25 protein-coding genes are annotated in these 22,818 nt (G+C 68.9%); 9 read left to right on the top strand and 16 right to left on the bottom strand.

Annotated features, from left to right (window positions below):
* Positions 1–5: 5 nt before the first annotated feature.
* Complete coding sequence (locus U5N23_RS22255) at positions 6–818, top strand: molybdate ABC transporter substrate-binding protein (protein ID WP_322594910.1); 813 nt, start codon at positions 6–8, stop codon at positions 816–818.
* Positions 819–825: 7 nt separating this feature from the next.
* On the opposite strand, the gene U5N23_RS22250 is transcribed toward U5N23_RS22255, so the two are convergent.
* From U5N23_RS22250 to modA, 7 genes are all read right to left on the bottom strand, one after another.
* The gene (locus U5N23_RS22250; protein ID WP_322594909.1) at positions 826–1,305 is read right to left on the bottom strand and encodes a DUF2269 domain-containing protein; all 480 of its coding nucleotides are present in this window, start codon (positions 1,303–1,305) and stop codon (positions 826–828) included.
* Entirely contained in the window at positions 1,302–1,670 is a 369-nt protein-coding gene (locus U5N23_RS22245) for a DoxX-like family protein (RefSeq protein ID WP_322594908.1), read from the bottom strand. The genes U5N23_RS22250 and U5N23_RS22245 overlap by 4 nt, the downstream gene beginning before the upstream one ends.
* Positions 1,667–2,812 carry a saccharopine dehydrogenase NADP-binding domain-containing protein gene (locus tag U5N23_RS22240; RefSeq protein WP_322594907.1) on the bottom strand — a complete coding sequence of 382 codons (1,146 nt, stop codon included), beginning with the start codon at positions 2,810–2,812 and terminating at the stop codon, positions 1,667–1,669. Before U5N23_RS22240 ends, U5N23_RS22245 begins: the two co-directional genes overlap by 4 nt.
* Entirely contained in the window at positions 2,809–4,512 is a 1,704-nt protein-coding gene (locus U5N23_RS22235) for an EAL domain-containing protein (RefSeq protein WP_322594906.1), read from the bottom strand. Before U5N23_RS22235 ends, U5N23_RS22240 begins: the two co-directional genes overlap by 4 nt.
* A 92-nt stretch (positions 4,513–4,604) precedes the next feature.
* Positions 4,605–5,696: a molybdenum ABC transporter ATP-binding protein gene (gene modC / locus U5N23_RS22230; RefSeq protein ID WP_322594905.1), complete on the bottom strand. Its 1,092-nt coding sequence runs from the start codon at positions 5,694–5,696 to the stop codon at positions 4,605–4,607.
* The gene (gene modB, locus U5N23_RS22225) at positions 5,693–6,373 is read right to left on the bottom strand and encodes a molybdate ABC transporter permease subunit (protein WP_305745215.1); all 681 of its coding nucleotides are present in this window, start codon (positions 6,371–6,373) and stop codon (positions 5,693–5,695) included. The genes modC and modB overlap by 4 nt, the downstream gene beginning before the upstream one ends.
* 42 nt (positions 6,374–6,415) lie before the next feature.
* Positions 6,416–7,141, bottom strand: coding sequence for a molybdate ABC transporter substrate-binding protein (modA, locus tag U5N23_RS22220; protein WP_322595549.1), 726 nt, complete (start codon positions 7,139–7,141; stop codon positions 6,416–6,418).
* A gap of 187 nt (positions 7,142–7,328) precedes the next feature.
* Here modA and U5N23_RS22215 point away from each other — a divergent pair, with 187 nt between their 5' ends.
* A complete protein-coding gene (locus tag U5N23_RS22215) occupies positions 7,329–8,108 on the top strand; it encodes a TOBE domain-containing protein (protein WP_322594904.1) in 780 nt (259 codons plus the stop codon).
* A gap of 12 nt (positions 8,109–8,120) precedes the next feature.
* Here the strand turns inward: U5N23_RS22215 and U5N23_RS22210 are convergent, their stop codons facing one another.
* Positions 8,121–9,284, bottom strand: coding sequence for a helix-turn-helix domain-containing protein (locus tag U5N23_RS22210; protein ID WP_322594903.1), 1,164 nt, complete (start codon positions 9,282–9,284; stop codon positions 8,121–8,123).
* A 218-nt stretch (positions 9,285–9,502) separates the two neighbouring features.
* On the opposite strand from U5N23_RS22210, the gene U5N23_RS22205 reads away from it, so the two are divergent.
* Genes U5N23_RS22205 through U5N23_RS22175 form a run of 7 tightly spaced genes read left to right on the top strand, consistent with a single transcriptional unit; the run spans position 9,503 to position 17,168 of the window.
* Positions 9,503–9,973, top strand: coding sequence for a (2Fe-2S)-binding protein (locus tag U5N23_RS22205; protein ID WP_322594902.1), 471 nt, complete (start codon positions 9,503–9,505; stop codon positions 9,971–9,973).
* Between the two features lie 33 nt (positions 9,974–10,006).
* Entirely contained in the window at positions 10,007–12,394 is a 2,388-nt protein-coding gene (locus tag U5N23_RS22200) for a xanthine dehydrogenase family protein molybdopterin-binding subunit (RefSeq protein ID WP_322594901.1), read from the top strand.
* A gap of 13 nt (positions 12,395–12,407) precedes the next feature.
* Positions 12,408–13,199 carry a xanthine dehydrogenase family protein subunit M gene (locus U5N23_RS22195; protein ID WP_322594900.1) on the top strand — a complete coding sequence of 264 codons (792 nt, stop codon included), beginning with the start codon at positions 12,408–12,410 and terminating at the stop codon, positions 13,197–13,199.
* A 4-nt stretch (positions 13,200–13,203) separates the two neighbouring features.
* Positions 13,204–14,112: a MoxR family ATPase gene (locus U5N23_RS22190; protein WP_322594899.1), complete on the top strand. Its 909-nt coding sequence runs from the start codon at positions 13,204–13,206 to the stop codon at positions 14,110–14,112.
* A 1-nt stretch (position 14,113) separates the two neighbouring features.
* Complete coding sequence (locus U5N23_RS22185; RefSeq protein WP_322594898.1) at positions 14,114–15,331, top strand: vWA domain-containing protein; 1,218 nt, start codon at positions 14,114–14,116, stop codon at positions 15,329–15,331.
* 24 nt (positions 15,332–15,355) lie between these two features.
* The gene (locus U5N23_RS22180; RefSeq protein ID WP_322594897.1) at positions 15,356–16,036 is read left to right on the top strand and encodes a carbon monoxide dehydrogenase subunit G; all 681 of its coding nucleotides are present in this window, start codon (positions 15,356–15,358) and stop codon (positions 16,034–16,036) included.
* 58 nt (positions 16,037–16,094) lie between these two features.
* On the top strand, positions 16,095–17,168 hold the full coding sequence (locus U5N23_RS22175) for an XdhC family protein (protein WP_322595548.1): 1,074 nt from the start codon (positions 16,095–16,097) through the stop codon (positions 17,166–17,168).
* A 23-nt stretch (positions 17,169–17,191) separates the two neighbouring features.
* On the opposite strand, the gene U5N23_RS22170 is transcribed toward U5N23_RS22175, so the two are convergent.
* From U5N23_RS22170 to U5N23_RS22135, 8 genes are all read right to left on the bottom strand, one after another.
* A complete protein-coding gene (locus tag U5N23_RS22170; protein WP_322594896.1) occupies positions 17,192–17,563 on the bottom strand; it encodes a transcriptional regulator in 372 nt (123 codons plus the stop codon).
* A gap of 17 nt (positions 17,564–17,580) precedes the next feature.
* Entirely contained in the window at positions 17,581–17,892 is a 312-nt protein-coding gene (locus U5N23_RS22165) for a type II toxin-antitoxin system HigB family toxin (protein ID WP_322594895.1), read from the bottom strand.
* 115 nt (positions 17,893–18,007) lie between these two features.
* Positions 18,008–18,514 (bottom strand): low molecular weight protein-tyrosine-phosphatase, encoded by a 507-nt coding sequence (locus U5N23_RS22160; RefSeq protein ID WP_322594894.1) that lies wholly within the window; start codon positions 18,512–18,514, stop codon positions 18,008–18,010.
* A 63-nt stretch (positions 18,515–18,577) separates the two neighbouring features.
* Entirely contained in the window at positions 18,578–19,477 is a 900-nt protein-coding gene (phhA, locus tag U5N23_RS22155) for a phenylalanine 4-monooxygenase (protein WP_322594893.1), read from the bottom strand.
* Between the two features lie 18 nt (positions 19,478–19,495).
* Entirely contained in the window at positions 19,496–19,795 is a 300-nt protein-coding gene (locus tag U5N23_RS22150) for a 4a-hydroxytetrahydrobiopterin dehydratase (protein ID WP_322594892.1), read from the bottom strand.
* Positions 19,792–20,898 (bottom strand): 4-hydroxyphenylpyruvate dioxygenase, encoded by a 1,107-nt coding sequence (hppD, locus tag U5N23_RS22145; protein ID WP_322594891.1) that lies wholly within the window; start codon positions 20,896–20,898, stop codon positions 19,792–19,794. Before hppD ends, U5N23_RS22150 begins: the two co-directional genes overlap by 4 nt.
* 251 nt (positions 20,899–21,149) lie before the next feature.
* Positions 21,150–21,836: a glutathione S-transferase gene (locus tag U5N23_RS22140; protein WP_322594890.1), complete on the bottom strand. Its 687-nt coding sequence runs from the start codon at positions 21,834–21,836 to the stop codon at positions 21,150–21,152.
* A gap of 101 nt (positions 21,837–21,937) precedes the next feature.
* Complete coding sequence (locus U5N23_RS22135; RefSeq protein ID WP_322594889.1) at positions 21,938–22,816, bottom strand: N-formylglutamate amidohydrolase; 879 nt, start codon at positions 22,814–22,816, stop codon at positions 21,938–21,940.
* Positions 22,817–22,818 lie beyond the last annotated feature (2 nt).

Here is a 22,818-nt window from a genome sequence, read left to right as displayed (position 1 = left end):
AGGCCATGCACCACCGGTGGATGCCCACGGCCCTGGCGGCAGGGGCCATGCTGGCCATGGCGGGCTGCGCTAGCCCGAGCGCCGCGCCGCCGGCCCTGCAGGTCTATGCCGCAGGCAGCCTGCGCGAGGTGTTCACCGAGGTGGTTGCCGCGCACCAGGCACGCACCGGCCAGCCGGTGGCGCTGAGCTTCGGCGCCTCGGGCCTGCTGCGCGAGCGCATCGAGCTGGGCGCGCCGGCCCATGTGTTTGCCTCGGCCGATACGCAGCACCCGGCACGCCTGGCTGCCCGGGGCGGCTGGCAGGCGCCTGTGGTGTTCGTGCGCAACGGCCTGTGCGCATTGGCCGGCGAGCGGGTGCCGGTGGCTTCGGCCACGCTGCTGGCGACCCTGCTGCGGCCCGACATCCGGGTGGGCACCTCCACACCCGTCGCCGACCCGTCGGGCGACTATGCCTGGGAGCTGTTCCGGCGTGCCGAGGCAGTGCAGCCGGGGGCCTTCGCCGTGCTGGACGCCAAGGCATTGCAGCTCACGGGCGGTGCCCACTCGCCCAAGCCGCCTGCAGGGCGCGGCACCTATGCCTGGGTCATGGAGCAGGGCCAGGCCGATGTCTTTCTGACCTACTGCACCAACGCCATCGCCAGCCAGCGCGAACTGCCGCGTCTGCAGGTGGTGCAGGTGCCCCCCGAACTGCAGGTGGGCGCGGCCTACGGCGTGTCGGTGCGCTCGGACGCACCGCCTGCCGCCCAGGCATTCGTGCAAGCCCTGCGCTCGGAGCTGGCCCAGGCAGTGTTCCGACGGATGGGCTTTGTGGCGCCCTGAAGGGCGCTCAAAAATTCAAGGAAGGCTTGGCCACCATGAGGTAGAACACCACGGCCATGGCCACGAAGGCCGGGTAGCCCAGCGCCTCCCACCAGCGGGCATGGCGCCAGTAGGTGGCGGGCAGGGCGTCGCTGCCGGCGTCAAGCGCCTGCTGGGCCAGGGCACGCATGCGCAGTTGCAGCCACACCACGGGCAGCCAGCACAGGCCGGCCAGCACGTAAAGCCCCAGCGAGACGGCGAGCCAGGGCGTGGACAGGGGCAGCCCCGCCATGTGCGCCATGGCCAGCCCCGTGGCGGGCTGGATGAACACGGTGGGCGTGGTGAACCACCAGTCCGCCCGCACCACCAGCCGTGACACCACCACCTGGGCCTGCAGGTTGCCGCTGCGGTTGGCAAAGAACATGTAGTAGGCCGAACCCAGGCCCGTGCCCACCAGCAGCACGCTGGAGACGATGTGGATCCATTTCAGGGTGAGGTACAGGCTCATGGCTTGGCGTCGCGCAGCAGCACGATCAGGATGGCGGCGATCGGCAGGTTCTTGGTCAGCGGGCCGAAGGGGTGCAGCCACCACCCGGGCTCGATGGCGGTGGCCAGCAGCGTCATCGCCCCCATCAGCAGCAGCGCCACGGCATACGCCGCGCGGCCGGGCCACAAGGCGATCCACAGGCCCACCACGGCATCGGCCGCGGCACCGGCGAGTACCAGGGCGGTGATGGCTGCGAGGCTGTTGAAGGGCAGGGTGGCCAGCAACTGGCGGCTCTGGCCGTCGAGCTCCCAGACGCTGACGACTGCGGTGGCGAGCCAGACGAAAACCAGGCTGTAGCGCAGCAGGCGGCGGTGGGCTGGGCTCATGGGGCGGGTGCGTCCTCTTCCACCACGTCCGTCACCATGCCCCATTTCGCGAACTCGGGTGCAAAGGATTCCAGCGGCAGCAGGCTGGTGCTGGTGTGGGCACCAAGGGGCAGGACGGGTGGAGCGGCCTGGCCGTGCGCGAGCTGGCGCGCCAGCAGGATGGCGGCCATGCAGGGGATCTCGGGGCCGTGGTCGTTGTCGGCGGCAATGTGCCAGGCGCGGCGCTGCGCAGCGCCCTCTGCATCGGCGCCGGCCACGCGCACCACCATGCCGCCCAGCGGCGTGCCCAGAAAGTCGAACACCCCGCCCGTGCGGTGCATGAGCCCGGCCAGGCGCTCGGGGCGCTGCAGCAGGCCCCAGGCGCGCAGTGCGGCGATGGCGGCAAAGGCGCGCTGGGCCAGGCCCACTTCGAGCGCGGCGCGAAAGCGCACGCGCTGCGTGACCCGGTAGTGGGCGGGCAGCAGTTCCAGGTCGGGGATGTCGCACACCGCTGCCAGGCGCGGGCGCAGGCGCTGGAACTGCACCGGGGTGGGCGCTGCCCAGCCGAGCCGGTCCTGCCAGCGGCCTTGCTCCCACACGGCAATGGCCGCGCCGCAGTAGCTGAGCACGGCCTGCAGCGTGGCCTGGCCGCGCGGCGCACGCTGGGCCGGGGCGATGCAGATGTCGATGCTGTCGATGCGCTGCCAGCCGGCGCACAGGTGGTCCACCACGGCCGAGGACAGGGCCGGCACCGTGCTGGCCCCGCAGACGGCCGTGCGCCCTGCGGCGGCGAACCGGGTGTGCAGCGCCGCCGGGAAGTCGCAGACAAAGCGCCGCCCGTCGGCCAGGTCGATGTAGTGGGCACCGGCTTCGGCGGCCGCCTCGGCCACCGAATAGCCCTGCGCCTGGAACGGCCCGGCCGTGTGGACCACCAGGCCCACGCCGAGCGCCTGCAATGCCTGCACCAGGCCAGGCGCACTGTGGTCCAGCGCGACGCCCCAGGCGCCACCGCCCAGCGTGGCGGCGAATGCCTGGGCGCTGGCGGCGCTGCGCCCGGCCACCAGCAGCTGGATGCGCTCGTCGCCGGCCAGCGCGCGGCAGATGCGTGCGCCGAAGTTGCCATAGCCCCCCAGCACCAGCGCGGTCAGCGGCGCAGCGCTCATCGGCCGGCCTCCTGGGGTTGCTGCATCCAGGAAGCCGCCGCCGCAAGGGCTTCACCTGCGCCCGGGGGCTCGCTCGTGTCGCGCTGCGCGCGCAGGGCTGCCAGGCGTTGGGGCCACTGGGCGTGGTTCCAGCCGGGCACGTCGGCGGCCGGCATGGGCTTGCAAAAGACATAGCCCTGGATGGTGGGCAGGCCGCAGGCCGCCAGGGTCTGCAGCTCGGCCGGGGTCTCGACCCCTTCGACCACCACCGACAGGCCGAACTCGCTGGCCAGCGCCCCCACGTGCCGCAGCAGCGACTGGCGCCGCGGGTCCTGCGCCAGCTGGCGCATGAACAGGCGGTCGCACTTGATGCCGGCAATCGGCAGGTCGGCCAGCATGCCCAGGGAGGAATAGCCGGCGCCGAAGTCGTCCATCAGCACGCCCACGCCAATGGCCTGCAGGCGGCGGATGGACTCGAGCATGCGCGGGCCGCTGGCGATCAGCGCGTGTTCGGTCAGCTCCAGCTTGAGGGCGCTGCCGGGCAGGGCATGGCGCGCGAGCCCGGCCTGCAGCCAGGGCGCAAAGTCTTCTTCGAGCAGGGTGGCCGGCGCCACGTTCACGCTGAACTTCGCGCCGGCCATGCCTTCGCTGCGCCATTGGCAGGCCGAGGCCATGGCGTTGGTCAGGATCAGCCGGTCCACCAGGGGGGTCTTGCCCTGCAGTTCGCAGACCAGCAGAAAGGCCTCGGGGTGGATGGCCCCGAGCAGCTCGCTGCGCACACGCAGCAGCGCCTCGAACTGCACCTCGCCGCGGTCCAGGTCGGCAATCGGCTGGAAGTGCAGGGCCAGTTGATCGGGCTGCAGCAGCGTCGGCAACTGGTCGGCGATCAGCGACAGCTGGATGTCTCCCTCGGGCGGCCGCAATTCGTAGCTCGAGGTGCGCATCAAGGACAGGCCGCGGCGCAGCAACTGCTGGCGCGCCTGGTCGAAGCGCATGTTGCTTAGCTGCTCGGTGGCGATGGCCATGCCGAACAGCAGCACGATCACCAGCAGCGCCACCCCGTCGGTGGGCGCGGCGCTGTCCGGCCATTCCAGGGGAAAGGTGTTGACCAGCAGCCAGTGCAGCACCAGGATGGCGGCGCCGGCCAGCAGCTTGTCGTGCCATTGCTGGGGAATGTAGATGCGCGTCAGGGCCTTCATCTTGGCCGCGCGGTGGCGTATCGAGGTGTACGCGGTGATGCCGATGGCCGTGGCCAGGGCCAGCACGATGGCCAGGCCGTTGACCCGCGCGTAGCTCGATACATAGCCTTCGGAGATGGTGAAGTGCGCTGCCAGCATGCCCAGCGACAGCCCGGCCCCGGCCAGCAGGATGCGCGCCTTGCGGGTGCTGGTGCTCAGCGTGGGAACGGTTAGCCGCGCGCTCAGCGCCATGATGACCAGGCCCGTGAGGGCTGGCACCAGGCCCAGCGTGTGGCCGGCCAGCTCGGCATACATGAGCATGCCCACCACGTCCAGCGCCCAGACGACGCAGCCGATGCACAGGGCGGCATGGGAGGCGCTGATGCGCCGGCTCGACGGGTCGATGGCAAAGGCCGTGTGCTCCACGAGGCGCTGGCACACGTGCACGACCAGCGAGGCGAAGATCCAGAACAGCAGGCTGTGCAGAAGCGGCGGAAAACCCACCGCGAACACCTGCGTGGCGTCATGCCCGATTGAAAACATTCTTTCCCTTCCCCCCGAATCTTGTGCAGTCATCATACGACCTGGCGGTGGCGAGGCCCGGGAGGATTGTCGGTGACAGGGGGCCTCGCAGATCAGTTCACGATGGCGACGCCCTTGACCTGGGCGTACAGGCGCTGGCCCGGCGCCAGCGCCAGGGCCTGGGCCGAGCGTTGCGTCACCCGGGCGAGCAGCCGGGTGGGGCCGGCATCGAGCGCCACCATGCACTGCCCGGGGCTGTCGGTATCCACCTGCACCACCGTGGCCGGCAGGATGTTGAGGATGCTGGTGTCCACCTGCTCGGCCAGGGTCAGGCTCACATCGCGCGCCTGGATGCGCAGGCGCACCGGCGCGCCGCCCGGCCGCTGTGTGGGGCTGGCCAGCAACAACTGGCCGCCGGCGAACTGCACGGTGGTGATGTGGTCGTGCGCGTCGTGGCGCAGCACCGTGCCCTCGACCACCGAGGCAGCCGTATCGCCGTGCGCCAGCGGCAGGTCCAGCCGCACCAGCATGTCTTCGGTGCGCCCGCTGGCCAGCACCCGCCCGTCCTGCATCAGCACCATGTGCGCGGCCAGGCGCGCCACCTCGTCGATGGCGTGGCTTACATAGAGCACGGGGATGTCCAGCGCCTGGTGCAGGCGCTCCAGGTAGGGCAGCACCTCGGCCTTGCGCTCTCCGTCCAGCGCGGCCAGGGGCTCGTCCATCAGCAGCGCGCGCGGGCTGGTGGCCAGGGCCCGGGCCATGGCCACGCGCTGGCGCTCGCCGCCCGAGAGGGCATGGGGCTTGCGGTCCATCAGGTGGGCGATGCCCAGCAGGTCCACCGCCTGGTCCAGTGCCACGCTGTGCTGCCGCTCCCGGGGCGTGCGCTTGCGGCCATAGTCGATGTTGCCGCGCACGCTCAGGTGCTCGAACAGGCTGGCCTCCTGGAACACATAGCCCAGCGCGCGCTGGTGCGTGGGCCGCCAGATGCGCTGCGCATCGTCCTGCCAGACCTCGCCATTGACCACCACGCGGCCCGGCTGTGCGCGTGCCAGTCCCGCGATGGCGCGCAGGCAGGTGGTCTTGCCGCAGCCCGAGGGGCCGAACAGGGCGCTGACGCCGCGCCCGGGCAGCGTGAGGTCCACGTCGAGCGTGAAGCCAGGGCGCGAAACGCGCAGGCGCGCGCTGATCTGCTGGGCGGCGCTCATGACACCATGGACGCGCGGCGGCGCGTGAGGTTCAGGCCCAGCAGCACCACGAAGGAGAACAGCACCATGCCGCCCGCCAGCCAGTGCGCCTGCGTGTATTCGAGCGCTTCCACATGGTCGTAGATCTGCACCGAGACCACGCGCGTCACGCCCGGAATGTTGCCGCCCAGCATGAGCACCACGCCGAACTCGCCCACGGTGTGCGCAAAGCTCAGGATGGCTGCGGTGATGAAGCCCGGGCGTGCCAGCGGCAGCGCCACGGTGAAGAACCGGTCCAGCGGCCCGGCACCCAGCGTGGCCGCCGCTTCAAGCGGCCGTGTGCCGATGGCCTCGAACGCCGCCTGCAGCGGCTGCACGGCGAACGGCAGCGAATAGATCAGCGAACCCGCCACCAGGCCCCAGAAGGTGAAGGGCAGGGTACCGACGCCCAGCCACTGCGTGAACTGCCCGACGGGCCCGCTGGGCCCCATGGTCACCAGCAGGTAGAAACCGATCACCGTGGGCGGCAGCACCAGCGGCAGCGCCACCACGGCCGACACCGGCCCGCGCCAGCGCGAGGGTGTGTGCGCCAGCCACCAGGCCAGCGGCGTGCACAGCACCAGCAGCAATGCCATGGTGGTGCCCGCCAGCCGCAGCGTAAGGCCGATGGCCGCAAGATCGGCGCTGGAGAAGGGCATGGGTGGTTGAATCGGTCGTATGTATTTGAAAGCAGTCGCCCGTCAGAAACTATAGCCGTGGGACTTGATGATTGCCTTGGCCTTGTCACCCTGGAGGTACTGCATCAGCGCCGTGGCCGCCGCATTGCCCTTGCCGGCTTCCAGCAGCGCCGCATCCTGGCGGATCGGCTCGTGCAGGTCGGCCGGCACCTGCCAGGCCGAGCCCTGGCCGATCCTGCCGTCCACCATCACCTGCGACAGCGCCACGAAGCCCAACTGCGCATTGCCGGTGGCCACGAACTGGTAGGTCTGCGCGATGTTCTCGCCCTGCACGAGGCGCGGCTGCAGCGTGGCGGTCAGCCCGAGCTTGTCCATCACCTGCGTGGCGGCCAGGCCATAGGGCGCGAGCTTGGGGTTGGCAATCGCCAGGTGCTTGAAGTCGCCGGTCTTGAGCACGGCGCCCCTGTCGTCCACATAGCCCTCTTTCGCGCTCCACAGCACCAGCGTGCCGATGGCGTAGGTGAAGCGCGAATGGGCCACCACCTTGCCCTCGCGTTCGAGCCTGGCGGGCGTGGTGTCGTCGGCCGAAAGCAGGACCTGGAACGGCGCGCCGTGGGTGATTTGCGCGTAGAACTTGCCCGTGGCGCCGAACGACAACTCGGCCTTGTGGCCCGTGTCGGCCTCGAACGCGGCGGCGATCTTCTGCATGGGCGCCGTGAAGTTGGCGGCCACGGCCACCGAGACCTGACCGGCATGGGCTGCATGCATTGCGCCCAGGGTGAGGGCCATGGCGCCAAAGGCATGGCGCAGACGGGTGACAGGCAGGTACATGGTGGCAAAGGCGCGCATTCGCTATTCATTTGTAGAATAGCGCTATTGTAGAACCTCGCCGCATGGTGAAGCGCTCCGTCCGATCCCTGCCGTGTGGGATTGGCGGCGTGGAAAACGTTTGCGATCTCCCATCGGCCTTTCACCCATGCCCTTGACCTCTCCTGTTTCCTTTGCCGGTGCCCTGGGCCACGATATGGCGGACAAGCGCATCGCCATCCTGCGCGAGATCGGCGCGGGCGGCTCCATCTCGCAGGCCGCGCGCGCCGTGGGTGTGAGCTACAAGGCCGCCTGGCAGGCGCTCGACACCCTGACCAACCTGGCGGGCACGCCCCTGGTGCACCGCGCCGTGGGCGGTGCCGGCGGCGGCGGTGCGCAACTGACCGATGCCGGCCACCAGTTGCTGGATGCCGCCGATGCCATGGCCGAAGCGCGCAGCGCCGTGCTGGCCCGCTGGGAGGGCCGGGCTGGCCCGGCGGCGGCGCGCCTGGCGGTGCGCACCAGCATGCGCAACCAGTGGCCCTGCACCGTGCAGCGGCTGGAAATGCTCGGCCAGATCGTGCGCGTGCACCTGGGCCGGACTGCGGGCAGTGGCGATGCCTTTCTCAGCGCGCGCATCACGCGCGAGAGCGCCGAACTGCTGGGCCTGGCGCCCGGCCTGGTGGTGCAGGCGCTGTGCAAGGCCACGGCGGTGCAGGTGGAGCGCGCCGGGGCCGACTTGCCGTTGGCCGAGCCCGGTGTCTGCCGGCTGCCAGCCAAGGCCGTGCGCGTGGTGCGCGGCGAAACGGGCGATGAGGTGTCCGCTGGGCTGGAAGGCGGTATCCAGATGGTGGGCTTTGCCCAGCCCGACAGCGGCTTGCGCGCCGGCAGCCGCGTGCTGCTGGTGGTAGAGGACAACGCCGTTGTGATCGCCCTCGCACAGGGCTGAGCAGCGCCTTCTTCAGTGCCCCTTGGGCGTGCCGAGCTTGCGGTAGACGGTCGCCCGGCTGATGCCCAGCGCGCGCGCCGCTTCGGCCACATTGCCGCGGGCGTCCTGCACGGCCTGGCGGATCAGCGCGGTTTCGGCCTCGCGCAGCGGTGCGCTGGCCGCAGCGTGTAGAGGTGCGGGTGCCAGCAAGGGTGCGAAGCTGGTGCGTTGGCCGGCAGGCCGGGCGGGCAGGGCCAAGCCCTGCAGGCGCAGGCCTGACCACAAGGGCATGTCCATCGGCACGGGGCCGCTGCGCTGCTGTTGCAGTGCCGCATCGAACAGCAGCGGCCAGGGCAGGGCCAGCAGATCCCCCGCGTGGGGCCGCGTGTCCGGCGCGCGCAGCGGCTGCGGCACCAGCTGGCGCGCCGTGCGGTTGGTGCCCACCACATAGCCATCGGCGTCCAGCAGCATCAGGCCGTCGCCTTCGCCGCCCAGCGTGCTGCCGGGCCAGTTCAGGCGCAGCAGCAGGGCATGGGGCTGCTGCAGCAGCAGCGCGTCCTCGATGGCACGGGCCGAGCGGTCCACCAGGTGGCGCAGCTCGGGCCGCTCGGGCACGTCCACACCGGTCAGGTCGAGCATGCCGATGCACTGGCCCTGCGGGTCGAACAGCGGGGCGCCGGCGCAGCTGTAGCTGGTGTTGTCGTTGAAGAAGTGCTCGCCCCGGTGCAGCCACACGGGCTGCAGCTCGGCCAGGGCTGCGCCGATGGCGGTGGTGCCCACGGCCGCCTCCGACAGGTCGATGCCCACGCGCCCGATGGCATGCACCCGTGCGTCGCCGTGGTCGATGGCGCCCTGCACGTCCACCGCCACGCCGCGCGCATCGGTGAGCACCGCGAAGTAGTGCATGCCGGCGATGGCTCGGGTGAGATGGGCCAGCACCGGCCGCGCCGCCTGCAGCAGATCGCGGTGCTGCTCTGCCACGCTGCGCAGCATGGCGGCGCTCACCAGGTCGAACGCCACGCGCTGGCCGGGCGCATGCCCTTGCGCCAGGCAGCGCTGCCAGGAGCGCACGATCCAGGGCTCGATGCCCAGCGCCGCCGGCACCTGGCCCTGGCTGAGCAGGGCGGTGCGGGCGCGGGCAATCAGGTCCTGGCGCTCGTCTGGCGATGATGGCGTGGCGACAGCTGCGGACAGCATGGCGGGCTCCCGTGGGGTGGCGGGCCGGTGCACCCAGTGCGGGGTGCTTCGGTGTGCAGTGCGCATGATGCGCGGGCGGTGCACTGCAACATGTTTCATTTTGAGAATATCCGCGGCCGGGCGCCACCGATCTAGGGTTGACCCTAGGAATCCGCCACCGCGCCCGGCCCAAGATGCGGCTTGCAGATCCAGCCAACACCCTCCGAGGAGACAGCCAGATGCAAGTCCAGTTCACCGTCAATGGCCGCGCGGCCAGCGTTGACGTTCCCCCCAACACCCTGCTGGTCCACGCGCTGCGAGAGCACCTGCTGCTCACCGGCACCCACGTGGGCTGCGACACCAGCCAGTGCGGCGCATGCACGGTGCATGTCAACGGCCGGGCCGTCAAATCCTGCGCCATGCTGGCCGTGCAGGCCCAGGGCGCCGAGGTGCAGACCATCGAGGGCCTGGCCGCGCCCGACGGCACCATGCACCCCATGCAGGCGGCGTTCAAGGAATGCCATGGCCTGCAGTGCGGCTTCTGCACGCCGGGCATGGTGATGAGTGCGGTCGACCTGTGCACCCACCACCCCAAGGCCGACGAGGGCGAGATCCGCGAGCTGCTGGAGGGCAACATCTGCCGCTGCACCGGCTACCAGAACATCGTGCGCGCGGTGCAGCATGGCCAAAAGGCCATGGCCTCCGCCTGAGTCACGTCCCTCATTCCACCAGGAGACAAGACCATGGGTGCATCCGACTTTTCCAAGCTTCCGCACATCGGCGAATCGCTTCGCCGCAAGGAAGACTACCGTTTTCTGACCGGCGCCGGCCAGTACACCGACGACGTGGTGCTGGCGGCGCAGAGCCATGCGGTGTTCCTGCGTTCGCCGCACGCGCATGCGCGCATCGTCAGCATCAACATTGACGCGGCCAAGGCCGCGCCTGGCGTGCTGGGCGTGTTCGTGGGCACCGATGTGGCGGCCGACAACATCAACGGCCTGCCCTGCGGCTGGCTCATCACCAGCACCGATGGCCAGCCCATGAAGGAGCCGCCGCACCCCATCCTGGCGCAGGGCAAGGTGCGCTACGTGGGTGACCAGGTGGCCATGGTCGTGGCGCTCACGCAGCAGCAGGCGCGCGATGCGGCCGAGCTGGTGGAGGTGGACTACGACGTGCTGCCCGCCGTGGTCAGCGTGGCCGATGCCGCTGCCGGCAAGGTGGCCGGTGCCGGCCTGCACGATGCCGCACCCGACAACCACTGCTACAAGTGGGCGATTGGCGACAAGGGCGCGGTGGACTCGGTGTTCGCCAATGCCGCGCACGTGACGCAGCTCGACCTGGTGAACAACCGCCTGATCCCCAACGCGATGGAGCCGCGCACGGCCATCGGCTCGTACAGCCGCGCCAACGACGAATACACGTTGTACGTCAGCAACCAGAACCCGCACGTGGAGCGCCTGTTGATGACCGCCTTCGTGATGGGCCTGCCCGAGCACAAGGTGCGTGTGATCGCGCCCGACGTGGGCGGCGGCTTCGGCTCCAAGATCTTTCTGTACGCCGAGGATGTGTGCCTGACATGGGCCGCCAAGAAGCTCAACCGCAACATCAAGTGGGTGGCCGACCGCAGCGAGTCCTTCCTCACGGACGCGCATGGTCGCGACCATGTGAGCCATGCCGAGATGGCCATGGACAAGGATGGCAAGTTCCTGGCCATGCGCGTGCACACCGATGCCAACATGGGCGCCTACCTGTCGACCTTTGCCAGCGCCGTGCCCACCATCCTCTATGCCACGCTGCTGGCCGGGCAGTACACCACGCCCCAGGTCTATGTGGAGGTCGATGCCTGGTTCACCAACACCTCGCCGGTCGATGCCTACCGCGGCGCCGGCCGGCCCGAGGCGACCTACCTGCTCGAACGCCTGGTGACCCGCTGCGCCTGGGAGCTGGGCCTGTCGCAGGACGAGATCCGCAAGCGCAACTTCATCACCGCCTTCCCCTACCAGACGCCGGTGGCGCTGCAGTACGACGTGGGCGACTACCACGCCTGCATGACCCAGGCGCAGGAGCTGGCCGACGTGGCCGGCTTCGAGGCGCGCAAGAGCGCCAGCGCCGCCAGGGGCCTGCTGCGCGGTGTGGGCTACAGCAGCTACATCGAGGCCTGCGGCATCGCGCCGTCGAACATCGCGGGGGCCCTGGGCGCACGCGCCGGCCTGTTCGAATGCGGCGAGGTGCGCGTACACCCCACGGGCAGCGTGACGGTGTTCACCGGCTCGCACAGCCATGGCCAGGGGCACGAGACCACCTTTGCGCAGGTGGTGGCCGCGCGCCTGGGCATCCCGGTGGAGAACGTGGACATCGTGCACGGCGACACGGGCCGCGTGCCGTTTGGCATGGGCACCTATGGCTCGCGCTCCATCAGCGTGGGTGGGGCGGCCATCATGAAGGCGCTGGACAAGATCGAGGCCAAGGCCAAGAAGATCGCCGCCCATTTGATGGAGGCCAGCGATGCCGACATCGACTTCAGCGGCGGCGAGTTCACCGTGCGCGGCACGGACAAGAAGATCCCCTTCGGCCAGGTGGCGCTCACGGCCTACGTGCCGCACAACTACCCGCTCGACAAGCTCGAACCGGGCCTGAACGAGACGGCCTTCTACGACCCCACCAACTTCACCTTCCCGGCCGGCACCTACATCTGCGAGGTGGAGGTGGACCCCATGACCGGCTCCACCCGGGTGGATCGCTTCACGGCGGTGGACGACTTCGGCACCATCATCAACCCCATGATCGTCGAGGGCCAGGTGCATGGCGGGCTGGTGCAGGGCATCGGCCAGGCGCTGATGGAGAACTGCGTGTACGACCGCGAGACCGGCCAGTTGCTCACCGGCAGCTTCATGGACTACGCCATGCCGCGCGCCGATGATTTCCCCGAGTTCAAGCTCGGCCATGTCTGCACCCCCTGCACGCACAACCCGCTCGGTACCAAGGGCTGCGGCGAGGCCGGGGCCATCGGCTCGCCGCCGGCGGTGATCAACGCCTTGCTCGACGCCTTGCGCCCGCTGGGCGTGAAGGATTTCGACATGCCGGCCTCTCCTCACCGCGTGTGGGATGCCATTCAATCCGCCAAGGCCTGAGGAGAAGCACACCATGTACGCATTCACCTATGAAACCCCGGCCAGCGTGGCCGATGCGGCGCGCCTGGCAGCGGCCGGCGGCAAGCCCATCGCGGGCGGCCAGAGCCTGCTGCCCTCCATGCGGCTGCGCCTGGCCAACCCGGGCCAGATCATCGACCTCAATGGCATTCCCGAGCTGGCAGGCATCCGCCGCGAAGGCAATGCCCTGGTGATCGGCGCGATGGCGCGCCACATGGACGTGGCCGCCAGCGCGGACGTCAAGGCCGCCATCCCGGCCCTGGCCGACCTGGCCGCGCACATCGGCGACCGCCAGGTGCGTGCCCGCGGCACGCTGGGCGGCTCGGTGGCCAACAACGACCCCGCCGCTTGCTACCCCAGCGCCGTGCTGGGCCTGGGCGCCACCGTCATCACCGACCAGCGCGAGATCGCGGCCGATGACTTCTTCGTGGGCATGTACACCACGGCGCTGCAGGAGGGTGAGCTGATCACCGCGATCCGCTTCCCCGTCCCGAAGCGCGCGGCCTACCTCAAGTTCAAGCAGGCGGCGTCGCGCTTCTCGCTGGTGGGCGTGTTCGTGGCGCAGACCGATGCTGGCGTGCGCGTGGCCGTGACCGGCGCCGCGAGCAGCGTGTTCCGCCAGCAGGCACTGGAGGCCGCGCTGAACAAGGACTTCTCGGTAGCCTCGGCCGCCGGGGTGAAGGTGGACGCCAGCGACCTGAACACCGACATCCACGCCAGCGCCATCTACCGTGCCAACCTGATCAGCGTGCAAACCCAAAGGGCCGTGGCCCAGATGCTGGGCTGACGCCTTGCCACCAGAACTGGCCTCCATCGACGAGCTGGTGCAGGCCCTGCAGCGCGTGGGCTATTTCGCCGACCGGCGGCTGGCGACCGCCGTGTTCCTGGCGCTGCGACTGCAGCGCCCGCTGCTGCTCGAAGGTGAGCCCGGCGTGGGCAAGACGGCGCTGGCCAAGGCCCTGTCCGAAGTGCTGGCGCGCAGCCTGATCCGCCTGCAATGCTACGACGGCCTGGAGCAGCGCGAGGCGCTGTACGAGTGGAACTACGCGGCCCAATTGCTGCACATGCGTGCGGCGGAACTGGAGCCGGGCGGTGCGCGAGACATCGAAGCCGAGGTCTACCAGGAGCGCTACCTGATCCGCCGCCCCCTGCTGCAGGCGCTGCAGGCCCCCGCACCCGGCGCCGTGCTGCTGATCGACGAGGTGGACCGGGCCGACGAGCCCTTCGAGGCCTTTCTGCTTGAATACCTGGGCGAGTACCAGGTCAGCATTCCCGAGATCGGCACGGTGCGCGCCACGGCCACCCCGGTGACCCTGCTCACCAGCAACCGCACGCGCGACCTGCACGATGCCGTCAAGCGCCGCTGCCTGTACCACTGGCTCGACTACCCCGAACGCGAGCGCGAACTGGCCATCGTGCGCGCCCAGGTGCCCGGCGCCAGCGAAGCCCTGGCGGCCCAGGTGGCCGACTTCGTGCACCGGCTGCGCAGCCAGCCGTTTGCCAATGCCTTCCAGCGCGCGCCCGGCATCGCAGAGAGTGTGGAATGGGCCAAGGCGCTGGTGGCGCTCGACACCTTGGTGGTGGACCCCGAGATCGTCTCCGACACCGCCGGCATTCTGTTCAAGCAGCGCGAGGATGTGGCGGCGCTCACGAAGGACATGGCGGCAGAGTTGCTGAAGCCGGTGGAAGAAGCGGGCTGACATGAATGCCGCACCCTCCGCCGCCACGGCATCCCAGCTCGGCGACGCCCGCACCGGCAAGCTGGCCGACAACCTCACGGGCTTTGGCCGCACCCTGCGCCGCGCTGGCGTGCAGGTGGACGCTGCGCGCATGGCCCTGGCCCAGCAGGCGGTGATGCTGGTTGGCATGCCGCGCCAGGATTTCGCGGCTGCGCTGGAGACCGTGCTGGTCAGCCGCGAGCAGGACCGCCTGGTGTTCCGCGAACTGTTCGACGCCTATTTCAAGAACCCCAACGTGGCGCAGAAGCTGCTGGCGCAGATGCTGCCCAGCGCCGAGTCGAAAGCCGAGCCCGCGAAGCGCCGCCCGCGCGTGAGCGAGGCGCTGGCGCCCGTGCGCGCCGCGCGCAACGCCCCGCCGCGCGAGGAGGACAAGGTCGATTTCGACGCCGCGATGACCGCCAGCGATGTGCAGCGCCTGCGCCAGGCCGATTTCAACCAGCTCTCGGCCAGCGAGTACCGGCTGGTGGCGCAGCTCGCGCGCGACATCCCGCTGCCGCTGCCCGACTTTGCCGCGCGCCGCACCCGGCCCGGCGCGCGCGGCAGCCGCCCGCACTGGCCCGGCGCCATGCACCAGGCGGCGCGCACGGGTGGTGAGTTCCTGCAGCTGCCGCTCTTGCAGCGCCGGCGCCAGCCCCTGCCGCTCTTGGTGCTGGTGGACGTGTCGGGCTCCATGGAGCGCTATGCGCGCCTGCTGCTGGCCTTTTTGCACGCTGCCACCGCGCCACGCCGCGCGGGCGCTTTGCGGCGCGACGTGTTCGCCTTCGGCACCGGCCTCACGGACCTGACCCCGGCCTTTCGCCTCTCGGACACCGACGCCATGCTGGAGACTGCCAGCCACGCCATCGACGATTTTGCCGGCGGGACGCGCATGGGCGAGAGCCTGCGCACCCTGCGCCTGCGCCACGCGCGCCGGCTGGTGGGCCGGCGCACGCTGGTGCTGCTGATCACCGACGGCCTGGACACGGGCGCGCCCGGACTGCTGGCGCAGGAGCTTGCCTGGCTGCGCCGCCACTGCGCACGCCTGCTGTGGCTCAACCCGCTGCTGCGCTTTGGCGGCTACACACCCACGGCGCGCGGCGCTTCGGTGCTGCACCGCGAGGCCCATGGCATGCTGGCCGTGCACAACCTGAGCCGCCTGCAGGACCTGGCCGGCAGCCTGGCGGCCGTGCTGCGGCAATGACCTGAATCACCGAGGAATACCCCCATGGAAATGCAAGCCAGCCGCCCCCTTGCCGCGAGCCAGAGCCAGGCCTGGGAAGCGCTCAACGACCCCGAGGTGCTCAAGCTGTGCATCCCCGGCTGCGAAAAGATCGAGCCCACGGGCGAGAACCAGTACAGCGTGGCCATGGCCCTCAAGATCGGGCCCGTGTCGGCCAAGTTCGCGGGCAAGATCACGCTGTCCGACATCGTGCCGCCCGAAAGCTACACCATCGCCTTCGATGGCTCGGGCGGCGTGGCCGGCTTCGGCAAGGGCAATGCACAGGTGCGCCTCGCGCCTTTGCCGCCCGAAGGTGGCGAGGAGCGCTGCGAGCTGCACTACACCGTGCACGCCACCGTGGGCGGCAAGATCGCCCAGTTGGGCCAGCGCCTGATCGACGGCGCCGCCAAGGGCATGGCCGAGGACTTCTTCAAGCGCTTCGACAACGAGATGCAGCGCCGCCACCCACCGGCTGCCCCTGCCGTCGAGGGCGGGCCGGACACCGTGCCCACCGAAATCCCCACCCAGCCGGGCGAGGACGCCGGGCCGCCGAGCGGCTTCGTGCCCAGCCAGCGCGCCGGCCTGCAGGCCGCAGGCGGCTCCGAAGGCCCCGGCGGCGGCATTCCCGTCTGGGTCTGGGTGGCCGGTGCCGTGGTGTTGGTGGCCTTGGCCTGGTGGCTGAACTAGCGGTACCCCTCTGCGCACGGAACCGCCGGGCCTTGGGCACAATCTACGCACGATGACGATGGAAAACCTCGATGTGATGGTGCTGCGCTCCCTGCACGGCTGGCGTGCCGCCGGCCGGCGTGCGCTGCTGGCCACGGTGGTGCGCACCTGGGGGTCATCCCCGCGGCCCGTGGGTTCGATCATGGCGCTGTGCGACGACGGCGCGGTGGTGGGCTCGGTCTCGGGCGGCTGCATCGAGGACGACCTGATCGACCGCCACACCCGTGCCTATGCGCAGGAGCGTGCTGGTGCCACGGGGCATGAGCACCGCATTCCCCAGGGCCCGCCATCCTTCGTCAAGTACGGCATCACGGCCGACGAGGCGCACCGCTTTGGCCTGCCCTGCGGTGGCACGCTGGAATTGCTGCTCGAATACGACCCCGACCCCGCGGGCCTGGCCGAGCTGATCGCCGCGCTGGAGGCCGGCCGGCTGGTGCAGCGCACCGTCCGCTTGGCCGATGGCACGGCCACCCTGGCCATGGCCACCGAGCCCGCCGAACTGGCCGTGGATGGTCAGGAGTTGACCAACACCTTCGGCCCCGAGTACCGCATGCTCATCATCGGTGCCGGGCAGATGGCCGAGTACCTGGCCACCATGGCCCTGTTCAACGGCTTCGCCGTGACCGTGTGCGACCCGCGCGAGGAGTACCGCCATGGCTGGAAGGTGCCTGGCGCTACGCTGGTGAGCGACATGCCCGACGATGTGGTGGTGCAGTTCAAGCCCGACCGGCGCAGCTGCGTCGTGGCCCTCACGCACGACCCCAAGCTCGACGACCTGGCCCTGCTGGAGGCCCTGTCCACCGAGGCCTTCTACGTGGGGGGCATCGGATCGCGCCGCAACAACGAGGCGCGGCGCGCGCGCATGATCGAGCACTTCGAGCAGACCGAAGCCAGCCTGGCGCGCCTGCGAGGGCCCATCGGCATCTACATCGGCAGCAAGACACCGCCCGAGATCGCCGTGAGCGTGATGGCCGAGATCCTGGCCGTGAAGAACGGCGTGGCCCTGCCGCGCTTGATGGAGGTCGGCCAGGCGAAGAACGACCGGGATGTGGCGCACAATGATCCTGGGCCTCTGGTCTGCGCGGTACGCTGAGCGGTCCCGCGCATCGGGCGTGGCTATGCGAGGGTGTAGTCGGAAATAAGCACCGACGCGGGAATTCCGAGCCGGGTGTTGAGCCGGCGGATCATGGCGAGGGTGAGGGGGCGTTTGCGGGCGAGCACTTCGTACACGCGATTGCTCTTGCCGATGATCGGTTCCAGATCCTTGATGGTGATGCCGCTCTGTTCCATCCTGAATCGGATGGCTTCGATGGGATCGGGGGAGCCGATGGGGTAGTGCCTGGTCTCATACGCTTCGACCAGCGTTCCCAGAACTTCCAGTTCTTCACCTTCCGGGGAGTCGGGTGCCGGGTCCAGATCGACGAGGGCAGAGACGCGCGCCAGGGTGGTGCGGTAGGTCTGTTCATCTCGGATGGCTTTGACTTCCATGCTGGTGCTCCTCGGAGTTAGTTCGACTGATCAACTGTTGTGGCATCCACTTTGTCGTACTGGGTGTGAGTCCCGACAAACTTGATGTACACCCACTGCATGCGGTAGGCGATGGCGACGATGAGGCGGTAGTCGTTGCCCTTGATGTTGAACACCACGCGGTTGTTGCCCACGATGCTGGCATTCCCGAACTGGGCCTTGACATCGGCCGGGGTGGTCCACGAGGCTGCTTTCACCTCTTCGTGCCAGGCCTCCAGTGCTCCACGTGCATCTTGGTACTGGGGCTGGCTATAGAAGCCGACCAGTGTGGAATGGGCAACGATGTGCATGCCGGGATTTTAGTCCCATTTTGGGATCAAGGGTTCTGGCGCTGCCTTTGACGCATCTGCGTCGAGAGCACCGGTCCTCTTTTTGTCTGAGCGGGTTGGCGTCAGTCGCCAGGGGTTAGCGGCGGCCGTGCAACTCCCGCTGCACATGCAGCAGCAGCCCCTCGCAGGCATCTTCCACCAGGTCCAGCACATCATCGAAGCCCGTGGCGCCGCCGTAGTAGGGGTCGGGCACCACAGGGCTTTGCATGTGCAGGCAGAACTCCGTGAGGCGCCTGAGCTTGTGCGCGTGCCCGGGCGGGCACAGCGCCTGCGCCATGGCCAGATTGTCCCAGTCCATGGCGAGGACCAGGTCGTGCGCGGCAAAGTCGGCCAGCAGCATCTGCCGCGCCCTCAGGTCCGACAGGTCGTAGCCGCGCCGTGAGGCATGGCGCTGGGAGCGGTGGTCCGGCGGCTCCCCCGGGTGGTAGTTGTGCGTGCCGGCCGAATCCACGCGCACCCTGTCGGCCAGGCCGGCCGCCTGCACGCGGTGGCGGAACACGCCGTGCGCGGTGGGGCTGCGGCAGATGTTCCCCATGCAGAGAAAAAGGACGGAGTAGCCTGCTGCGGTTGGTTGCTGTGCCATGTGTGTGCCCCTCATGCAAAACGGCCCGCGTGGGGCCGTTCTGGAGTGTCGCATGGCAGGCGATCAGGCAGGTGCCGCCTGGCGCTTGGCGTCGTGGTAGGCGAGGGTTCCGCGGGTCACCACGCTGTCGCTGGGCAGCACCGCGCCCGCATCATGTTCCGGGGCCCCCTTCAGCCGGTTGTAGATCGGCGCGAAGTCGATCTTGGCCAGTTCCAGCAGCTCGTCCAGGTGGCCCAGCACGAAGTAGGTCTCCTGGAAGTCGTCGATGCGGTAGTTGGTCTGCATCACCCGTTCGAGTTCGAAGCGCACGCGGTTGGGCGAATCGCTTTCGACGGAAAAGCGCGTCTCGCTGGCCGAGGAGGCAATGCCCGCGCCATAGATGCGCAGGCCATCGCTCTGCTGCACCAGGCCGAACTCCACCGTGTACCAGTAGACCCGGGCCAGCTTTTCCAGCACGCCCAGGCGGTAGGCCCTGAGGCCGCCTTCGCCATAGGCCTGGATGTAGTCCGCGATCACCGGGTTCATCAGCATCGGCACATGGCCGAACACGTCGTGGAAGACATCGGGCTCTTCCAGATAGTCGAGCTCATGCGGCTTGCGGATGAACTGGCCTGCGGGAAAGCGCCGGTTTGCCAGGTGCTCGAAGAACACCTCGTCGGGCACCAGGCCGGGCACGGCCACCACTTCCCAGCCGGTGCGCTTCTTGAGCACCTTGGACATCTGCTCGAAATCGGGAATCTGCTCGGGGCCGATCGGCAGGTCCTGCATGCCGCAGATGAACTCGTCGCAGGCGCGCCCGGGCAGCAGCTTGGACTGCCGCTCGAACAGGGTGCGCCAGACGGCGTGTTCTTCCTTGGTGTAGTTGGCCCAGCCTTGGTCGATGGTCCAGTCGGGGCGCTCTGGCGCGTGCGCGTCCCCGGCCGCCAGGCCGTGCTTGGCGGTTTCCTTGAGCTGCTGCAGCATGTGTGTCTCCTGGGCCGTCTATGCCGTGAAGGCTGCGGCGATGCGGTTCATCAGCGTGGCCATCTCGATGTCCTTGGCCGAGATGCCGTCCACGTCGTGCGTGGTCAGCGTGACCGACACGCGGTGGTAGACGTTGGACCACTCGGGGTGGTGGTTCATGCGTTCCGCGTGCAGGGCGACCTGGGCCATGAAACCGAAGGCCTGCACGAAGTCCGCGAACTGGAACTCCTTGGTGATCAGGCCGCCGCGCGCCTCGGCATGCGTCCAGCCGGTCAGGGAGGGCAGTTGCGTTGCCAGCTCCTCGGGCGTGAGCTTCATGCCGCTTCCTTGGCGGGCGCCTTGTCGGTGGCGGTGAGCACGCCGCGGTTGATCTGGTCGCGCTCCAGCGACTCGAACAGGGCCTTGAAGTTGCCTTCGCCAAAGCCTTCGCGGTAGTTGCCCTTGCGCTCGATGAACTCGAAGAACACCGGGCCCAGCATGGGCTGCGAGAAGATCTGCAGCAGCAGGCGCGGCTGGCCGCCTTCGGTGGTGCCGTCCAGCAAAATGCCGCGGGCCTGCAGTTCGCCCACGGGCTGGCCGTGGCCGGGCAAGCGCTTTTCCAGGTTCTCGTAGTAGACCTCGTTGGGCGCGGTCAGCAAGGGGATGCCGGCCATCTGCAACTGGTCGATGGATTCGAGCAGGTTGTCGGTGAGCAGCGCGATGTGCTGGATGCCTTCGCCGTTGAACTGCATCAAAAACTCTTCGATCTGGCCACCGCCCTGGCGCGACTCCTCGTTCAGGGGGATGCGGATCAGGCCGTCCGGCGCCGTCATGGCCTTGGAGGTCAGGCCCGTGTACTCGCCCGAGATGTCGAAGTAGCGGATCTCGCGGAAGTTGAACAGCCGGGTGTAGAAGTCGGCCCAGTAGGCCATGCGGCCGCGGTACACGTTGTGCGTGAGGTGGTCGACCACCTGGAAGCCATGGCCCTTGGGGTGCAGGTCCACGCCGGGCAAAAACTCGAAGTCGATGTCGTAAATCGACTTGCCGTCCTCGAAGCGGTCGATCAGGTACAGCGGCGCGCCGCCGATGCCCTTGATCGCGGGCAGGCGCAGCTCCATCGGGCCGGTGGGGATCTCGATGGGCTGGGCACCGAGTTCGAGCGCCCGGTTGTAGGCCTTGTGGGCATCGCGCACCCGGAACGCCAGCCCGCAGGCCGCAGCGCCGTGCTCGCCGGCAAAGTAGGCCGCAGTGCCTGGCTCGTTGTTTACGATGAAGTTGATGCCGCCCTGGCGGTACAGCAGCACGTTCTTGGAGCGGTGCTTGGCCACCAGCGAAAAGCCCATCTTCTCGAACATCGGCTCCAGCAGGCCGGGCTTGGGCGAGGAGAATTCCACGAACTCGAAGCCGCACAGGCCCATGGGGTTGTCAAACAGATCGGTCATACATCGTCTCCAGAAGGGGGCAGCCGTGGATCGGCTGGGGGTATGGAGACTGTAGAGATTGTTGTGCGCATTTATCTTGCAAGATCAAGGCGCCACGGCCTGGTATGCGCTTGATTCGTGCGAAAAATCAAGTGCCGAGCAATTGAAAAGCTCTGAAGCCCCAGTTGGCGCAAGCTTGCTGCTCTTCGGGGCGTTATCGCCCCTTCGTGAGAGACCCTGCCGCCGTGTCGGCAGAGCGCCCAAAGGTCCGTTCAGGACATCACCACCGGCCCACCCTTCTGGATGCCGCGCTGGTAGGCGGGCCGTGCCTCCATGCGCTTCTTGTAGGCCAGAATGTTCGGGCAGGTGCTGGCCTTGCTGGAGCGCGACAGGGCCGCTTCCACCGCAAAGCTCATCTGGAAGTCGGCCATCGTCAGGTGCTCGCCCGCGAACCAGGTGTGCTGGCCCAGGTGCTGCTCCATGAAGTCCATGGCGGTGTTCACGTTCGGGTCCACCACCTTGTCGAGCACCTTGCCGCACAGCGCCTTGGCGATGGGCTTGACGAAGAAGGGCATGGGCTGGCGCGGGATGGTCATGAACACCAGTTTCATCACCAGCCAGTTCATGAGCGAGCCTTCGGCATAGTGCATCCAGAAGCGGCACTGGCGGTACTCGGGCGTGCCGCGCACGGGCTGCAGGTGGGCCAGGTCGCCTCCGGCCTGTGCGCCATAGGTCTCCACCAGGTACTCGACGATGGCGCCGGACTCGGCGACCACTTCGTCGCCATCGGTGATCACGGGGGATTTGCCCAGCGGGTGGATCTTCTTGAGCTCGGGCGGGGCCAGCTTGGTGGCCTTGTCGCGCTGGTAGATCTTGAGCTCGTAGGGCACGCCCAGTTCTTCGAGCAGCCAGAGGACGCGCTGCGAGCGCGAGGTTTCAAGGTGGTGGACGGTGATCATGCGCGCATCTTAGGCGCTGTTGCCGATGCTTTGTGCGCCCTTTGTGCACCCTTTGTGTCGCCTGGGCGATGCTGGGGCCCATCTGGCCCTGTGCCTGGCGGTCAGCCCCGTGCGTGCATGGAGGGGTGCTCGCGCAGGTAGCCTGCAATCGCCTGCAGCACGCCGGCAAGGTCGCGCTGCACCGTGCCGAAGTGCGCGCCACGTTCTCGGCTTGTCTCGTCCATGTAGACCGGCCGGCGTATCTCCACCTGCATGCTGTGCCGGTGGTGCGCGGGCTGGCCGATGCGCGCGATGAGCTGCACGCCCTTGTAGGGGTCATTGCGGGCCACGGTGTAGCCGCGAGACTTGAGCTCCTTTTCCACCAGGTCCACGAAGGCCGGCTCGCAGGTGGTGCCATCGCGGTCGCCCAGCACGAAATCGGCCAGCGGGTGTGGGCTGTCTATCTGCAGCCGTTCGTAGGCGTTGTTGGGCATGGAGTGCAGGTTCAGGTGCCAGACGGCGCCGAATTGCGCATGCGCCCGGCCGATGGCGGCCGCCAGCGCTGCATGGTAGGGCTGGTAGCAGCGCGCAATGCGTGCCTGCACCTCGGCCACCGTGAGCTTGCGGTCGTAGATGGGTGTGGTGGCGTTCACGTTGCGCCAGATGAGGCCGTAGCCCAGGCGCGTCTTCTCGCCCGGGGCCAGCGGCTCGGGCCAGGGCGCGTCGAGCAGGGCCGGGTCCAGGTCGTCGAGCGTGCGGTTGGCATCGATGTAGCTGCGCGGGAAATGCGCTTGCAGCAAGCTGGCGCCCACCTCGGGCGCGGCCTGCCACAGGGCTTCGACATGCGTGTCTTCGGCCGCGCGCAACAGGGAACGGGGTAGGGCATGGCCAAAATCCGCAGGGTAGGCGGTGCCGCTATGCGGCGAGTCGCAGACCAGGGGAATGGCCGGGCCGACCGGCGCGTGCAGGGTGAAGGCAGGGATTTCCGGGTGCAGGTCCATGC

This window comes from Acidovorax sp. (assembly GCF_034519795.1).
Taxonomy (GTDB): Bacteria; Pseudomonadota; Gammaproteobacteria; order Burkholderiales; family Burkholderiaceae_C; genus Acidovorax.
Note: the sequence above shows the minus strand (reverse complement) of the source record. Positions and strands in the feature narration are given on the sequence as shown.

Bases quoted from the DNA above. Each gene is read 5' to 3' on its own strand.
- U5N23_RS22255 (WP_322594910.1), top strand. From the start codon at position 6: ATGCACCACCGGTGGATGCCCACGGCCCTGGCGGCAGGGGCCATGCTG.
- U5N23_RS22250 (WP_322594909.1), bottom strand. From the start codon at position 1,305: ATGAGCCTGTACCTCACCCTGAAATGGATCCACATCGTCTCCAGCGTG.
- U5N23_RS22245 (WP_322594908.1), bottom strand. From the start codon at position 1,670: ATGAGCCCAGCCCACCGCCGCCTGCTGCGCTACAGCCTGGTTTTCGTC.
- U5N23_RS22240 (WP_322594907.1), bottom strand. From the start codon at position 2,812: ATGAGCGCTGCGCCGCTGACCGCGCTGGTGCTGGGGGGCTATGGCAAC.
- U5N23_RS22235 (WP_322594906.1), bottom strand. From the start codon at position 4,512: ATGTTTTCAATCGGGCATGACGCCACGCAGGTGTTCGCGGTGGGTTTT.
- modC (WP_322594905.1), bottom strand. From the start codon at position 5,696: ATGAGCGCCGCCCAGCAGATCAGCGCGCGCCTGCGCGTTTCGCGCCCT.
- modB (WP_305745215.1), bottom strand. From the start codon at position 6,373: ATGCCCTTCTCCAGCGCCGATCTTGCGGCCATCGGCCTTACGCTGCGG.
- modA (WP_322595549.1), bottom strand. From the start codon at position 7,141: ATGGCCCTCACCCTGGGCGCAATGCATGCAGCCCATGCCGGTCAGGTC.
- U5N23_RS22215 (WP_322594904.1), top strand. From the start codon at position 7,329: ATGCCCTTGACCTCTCCTGTTTCCTTTGCCGGTGCCCTGGGCCACGAT.
- U5N23_RS22210 (WP_322594903.1), bottom strand. From the start codon at position 9,284: ATGCTGTCCGCAGCTGTCGCCACGCCATCATCGCCAGACGAGCGCCAG.
- U5N23_RS22205 (WP_322594902.1), top strand. From the start codon at position 9,503: ATGCAAGTCCAGTTCACCGTCAATGGCCGCGCGGCCAGCGTTGACGTT.
- U5N23_RS22200 (WP_322594901.1), top strand. From the start codon at position 10,007: ATGGGTGCATCCGACTTTTCCAAGCTTCCGCACATCGGCGAATCGCTT.
- U5N23_RS22195 (WP_322594900.1), top strand. From the start codon at position 12,408: ATGTACGCATTCACCTATGAAACCCCGGCCAGCGTGGCCGATGCGGCG.
- U5N23_RS22185 (WP_322594898.1), top strand. From the start codon at position 14,114: ATGAATGCCGCACCCTCCGCCGCCACGGCATCCCAGCTCGGCGACGCC.
- U5N23_RS22180 (WP_322594897.1), top strand. From the start codon at position 15,356: ATGGAAATGCAAGCCAGCCGCCCCCTTGCCGCGAGCCAGAGCCAGGCC.
- U5N23_RS22175 (WP_322595548.1), top strand. From the start codon at position 16,095: ATGGAAAACCTCGATGTGATGGTGCTGCGCTCCCTGCACGGCTGGCGT.
- U5N23_RS22170 (WP_322594896.1), bottom strand. From the start codon at position 17,563: ATGGAAGTCAAAGCCATCCGAGATGAACAGACCTACCGCACCACCCTG.
- U5N23_RS22165 (WP_322594895.1), bottom strand. From the start codon at position 17,892: ATGCACATCGTTGCCCATTCCACACTGGTCGGCTTCTATAGCCAGCCC.
- U5N23_RS22160 (WP_322594894.1), bottom strand. From the start codon at position 18,514: ATGGCACAGCAACCAACCGCAGCAGGCTACTCCGTCCTTTTTCTCTGC.
- phhA (WP_322594893.1), bottom strand. From the start codon at position 19,477: ATGCTGCAGCAGCTCAAGGAAACCGCCAAGCACGGCCTGGCGGCCGGG.
- U5N23_RS22150 (WP_322594892.1), bottom strand. From the start codon at position 19,795: ATGAAGCTCACGCCCGAGGAGCTGGCAACGCAACTGCCCTCCCTGACC.
- hppD (WP_322594891.1), bottom strand. From the start codon at position 20,898: ATGACCGATCTGTTTGACAACCCCATGGGCCTGTGCGGCTTCGAGTTC.
- U5N23_RS22140 (WP_322594890.1), bottom strand. From the start codon at position 21,836: ATGATCACCGTCCACCACCTTGAAACCTCGCGCTCGCAGCGCGTCCTC.
- U5N23_RS22135 (WP_322594889.1), bottom strand. From the start codon at position 22,816: ATGGACCTGCACCCGGAAATCCCTGCCTTCACCCTGCACGCGCCGGTC.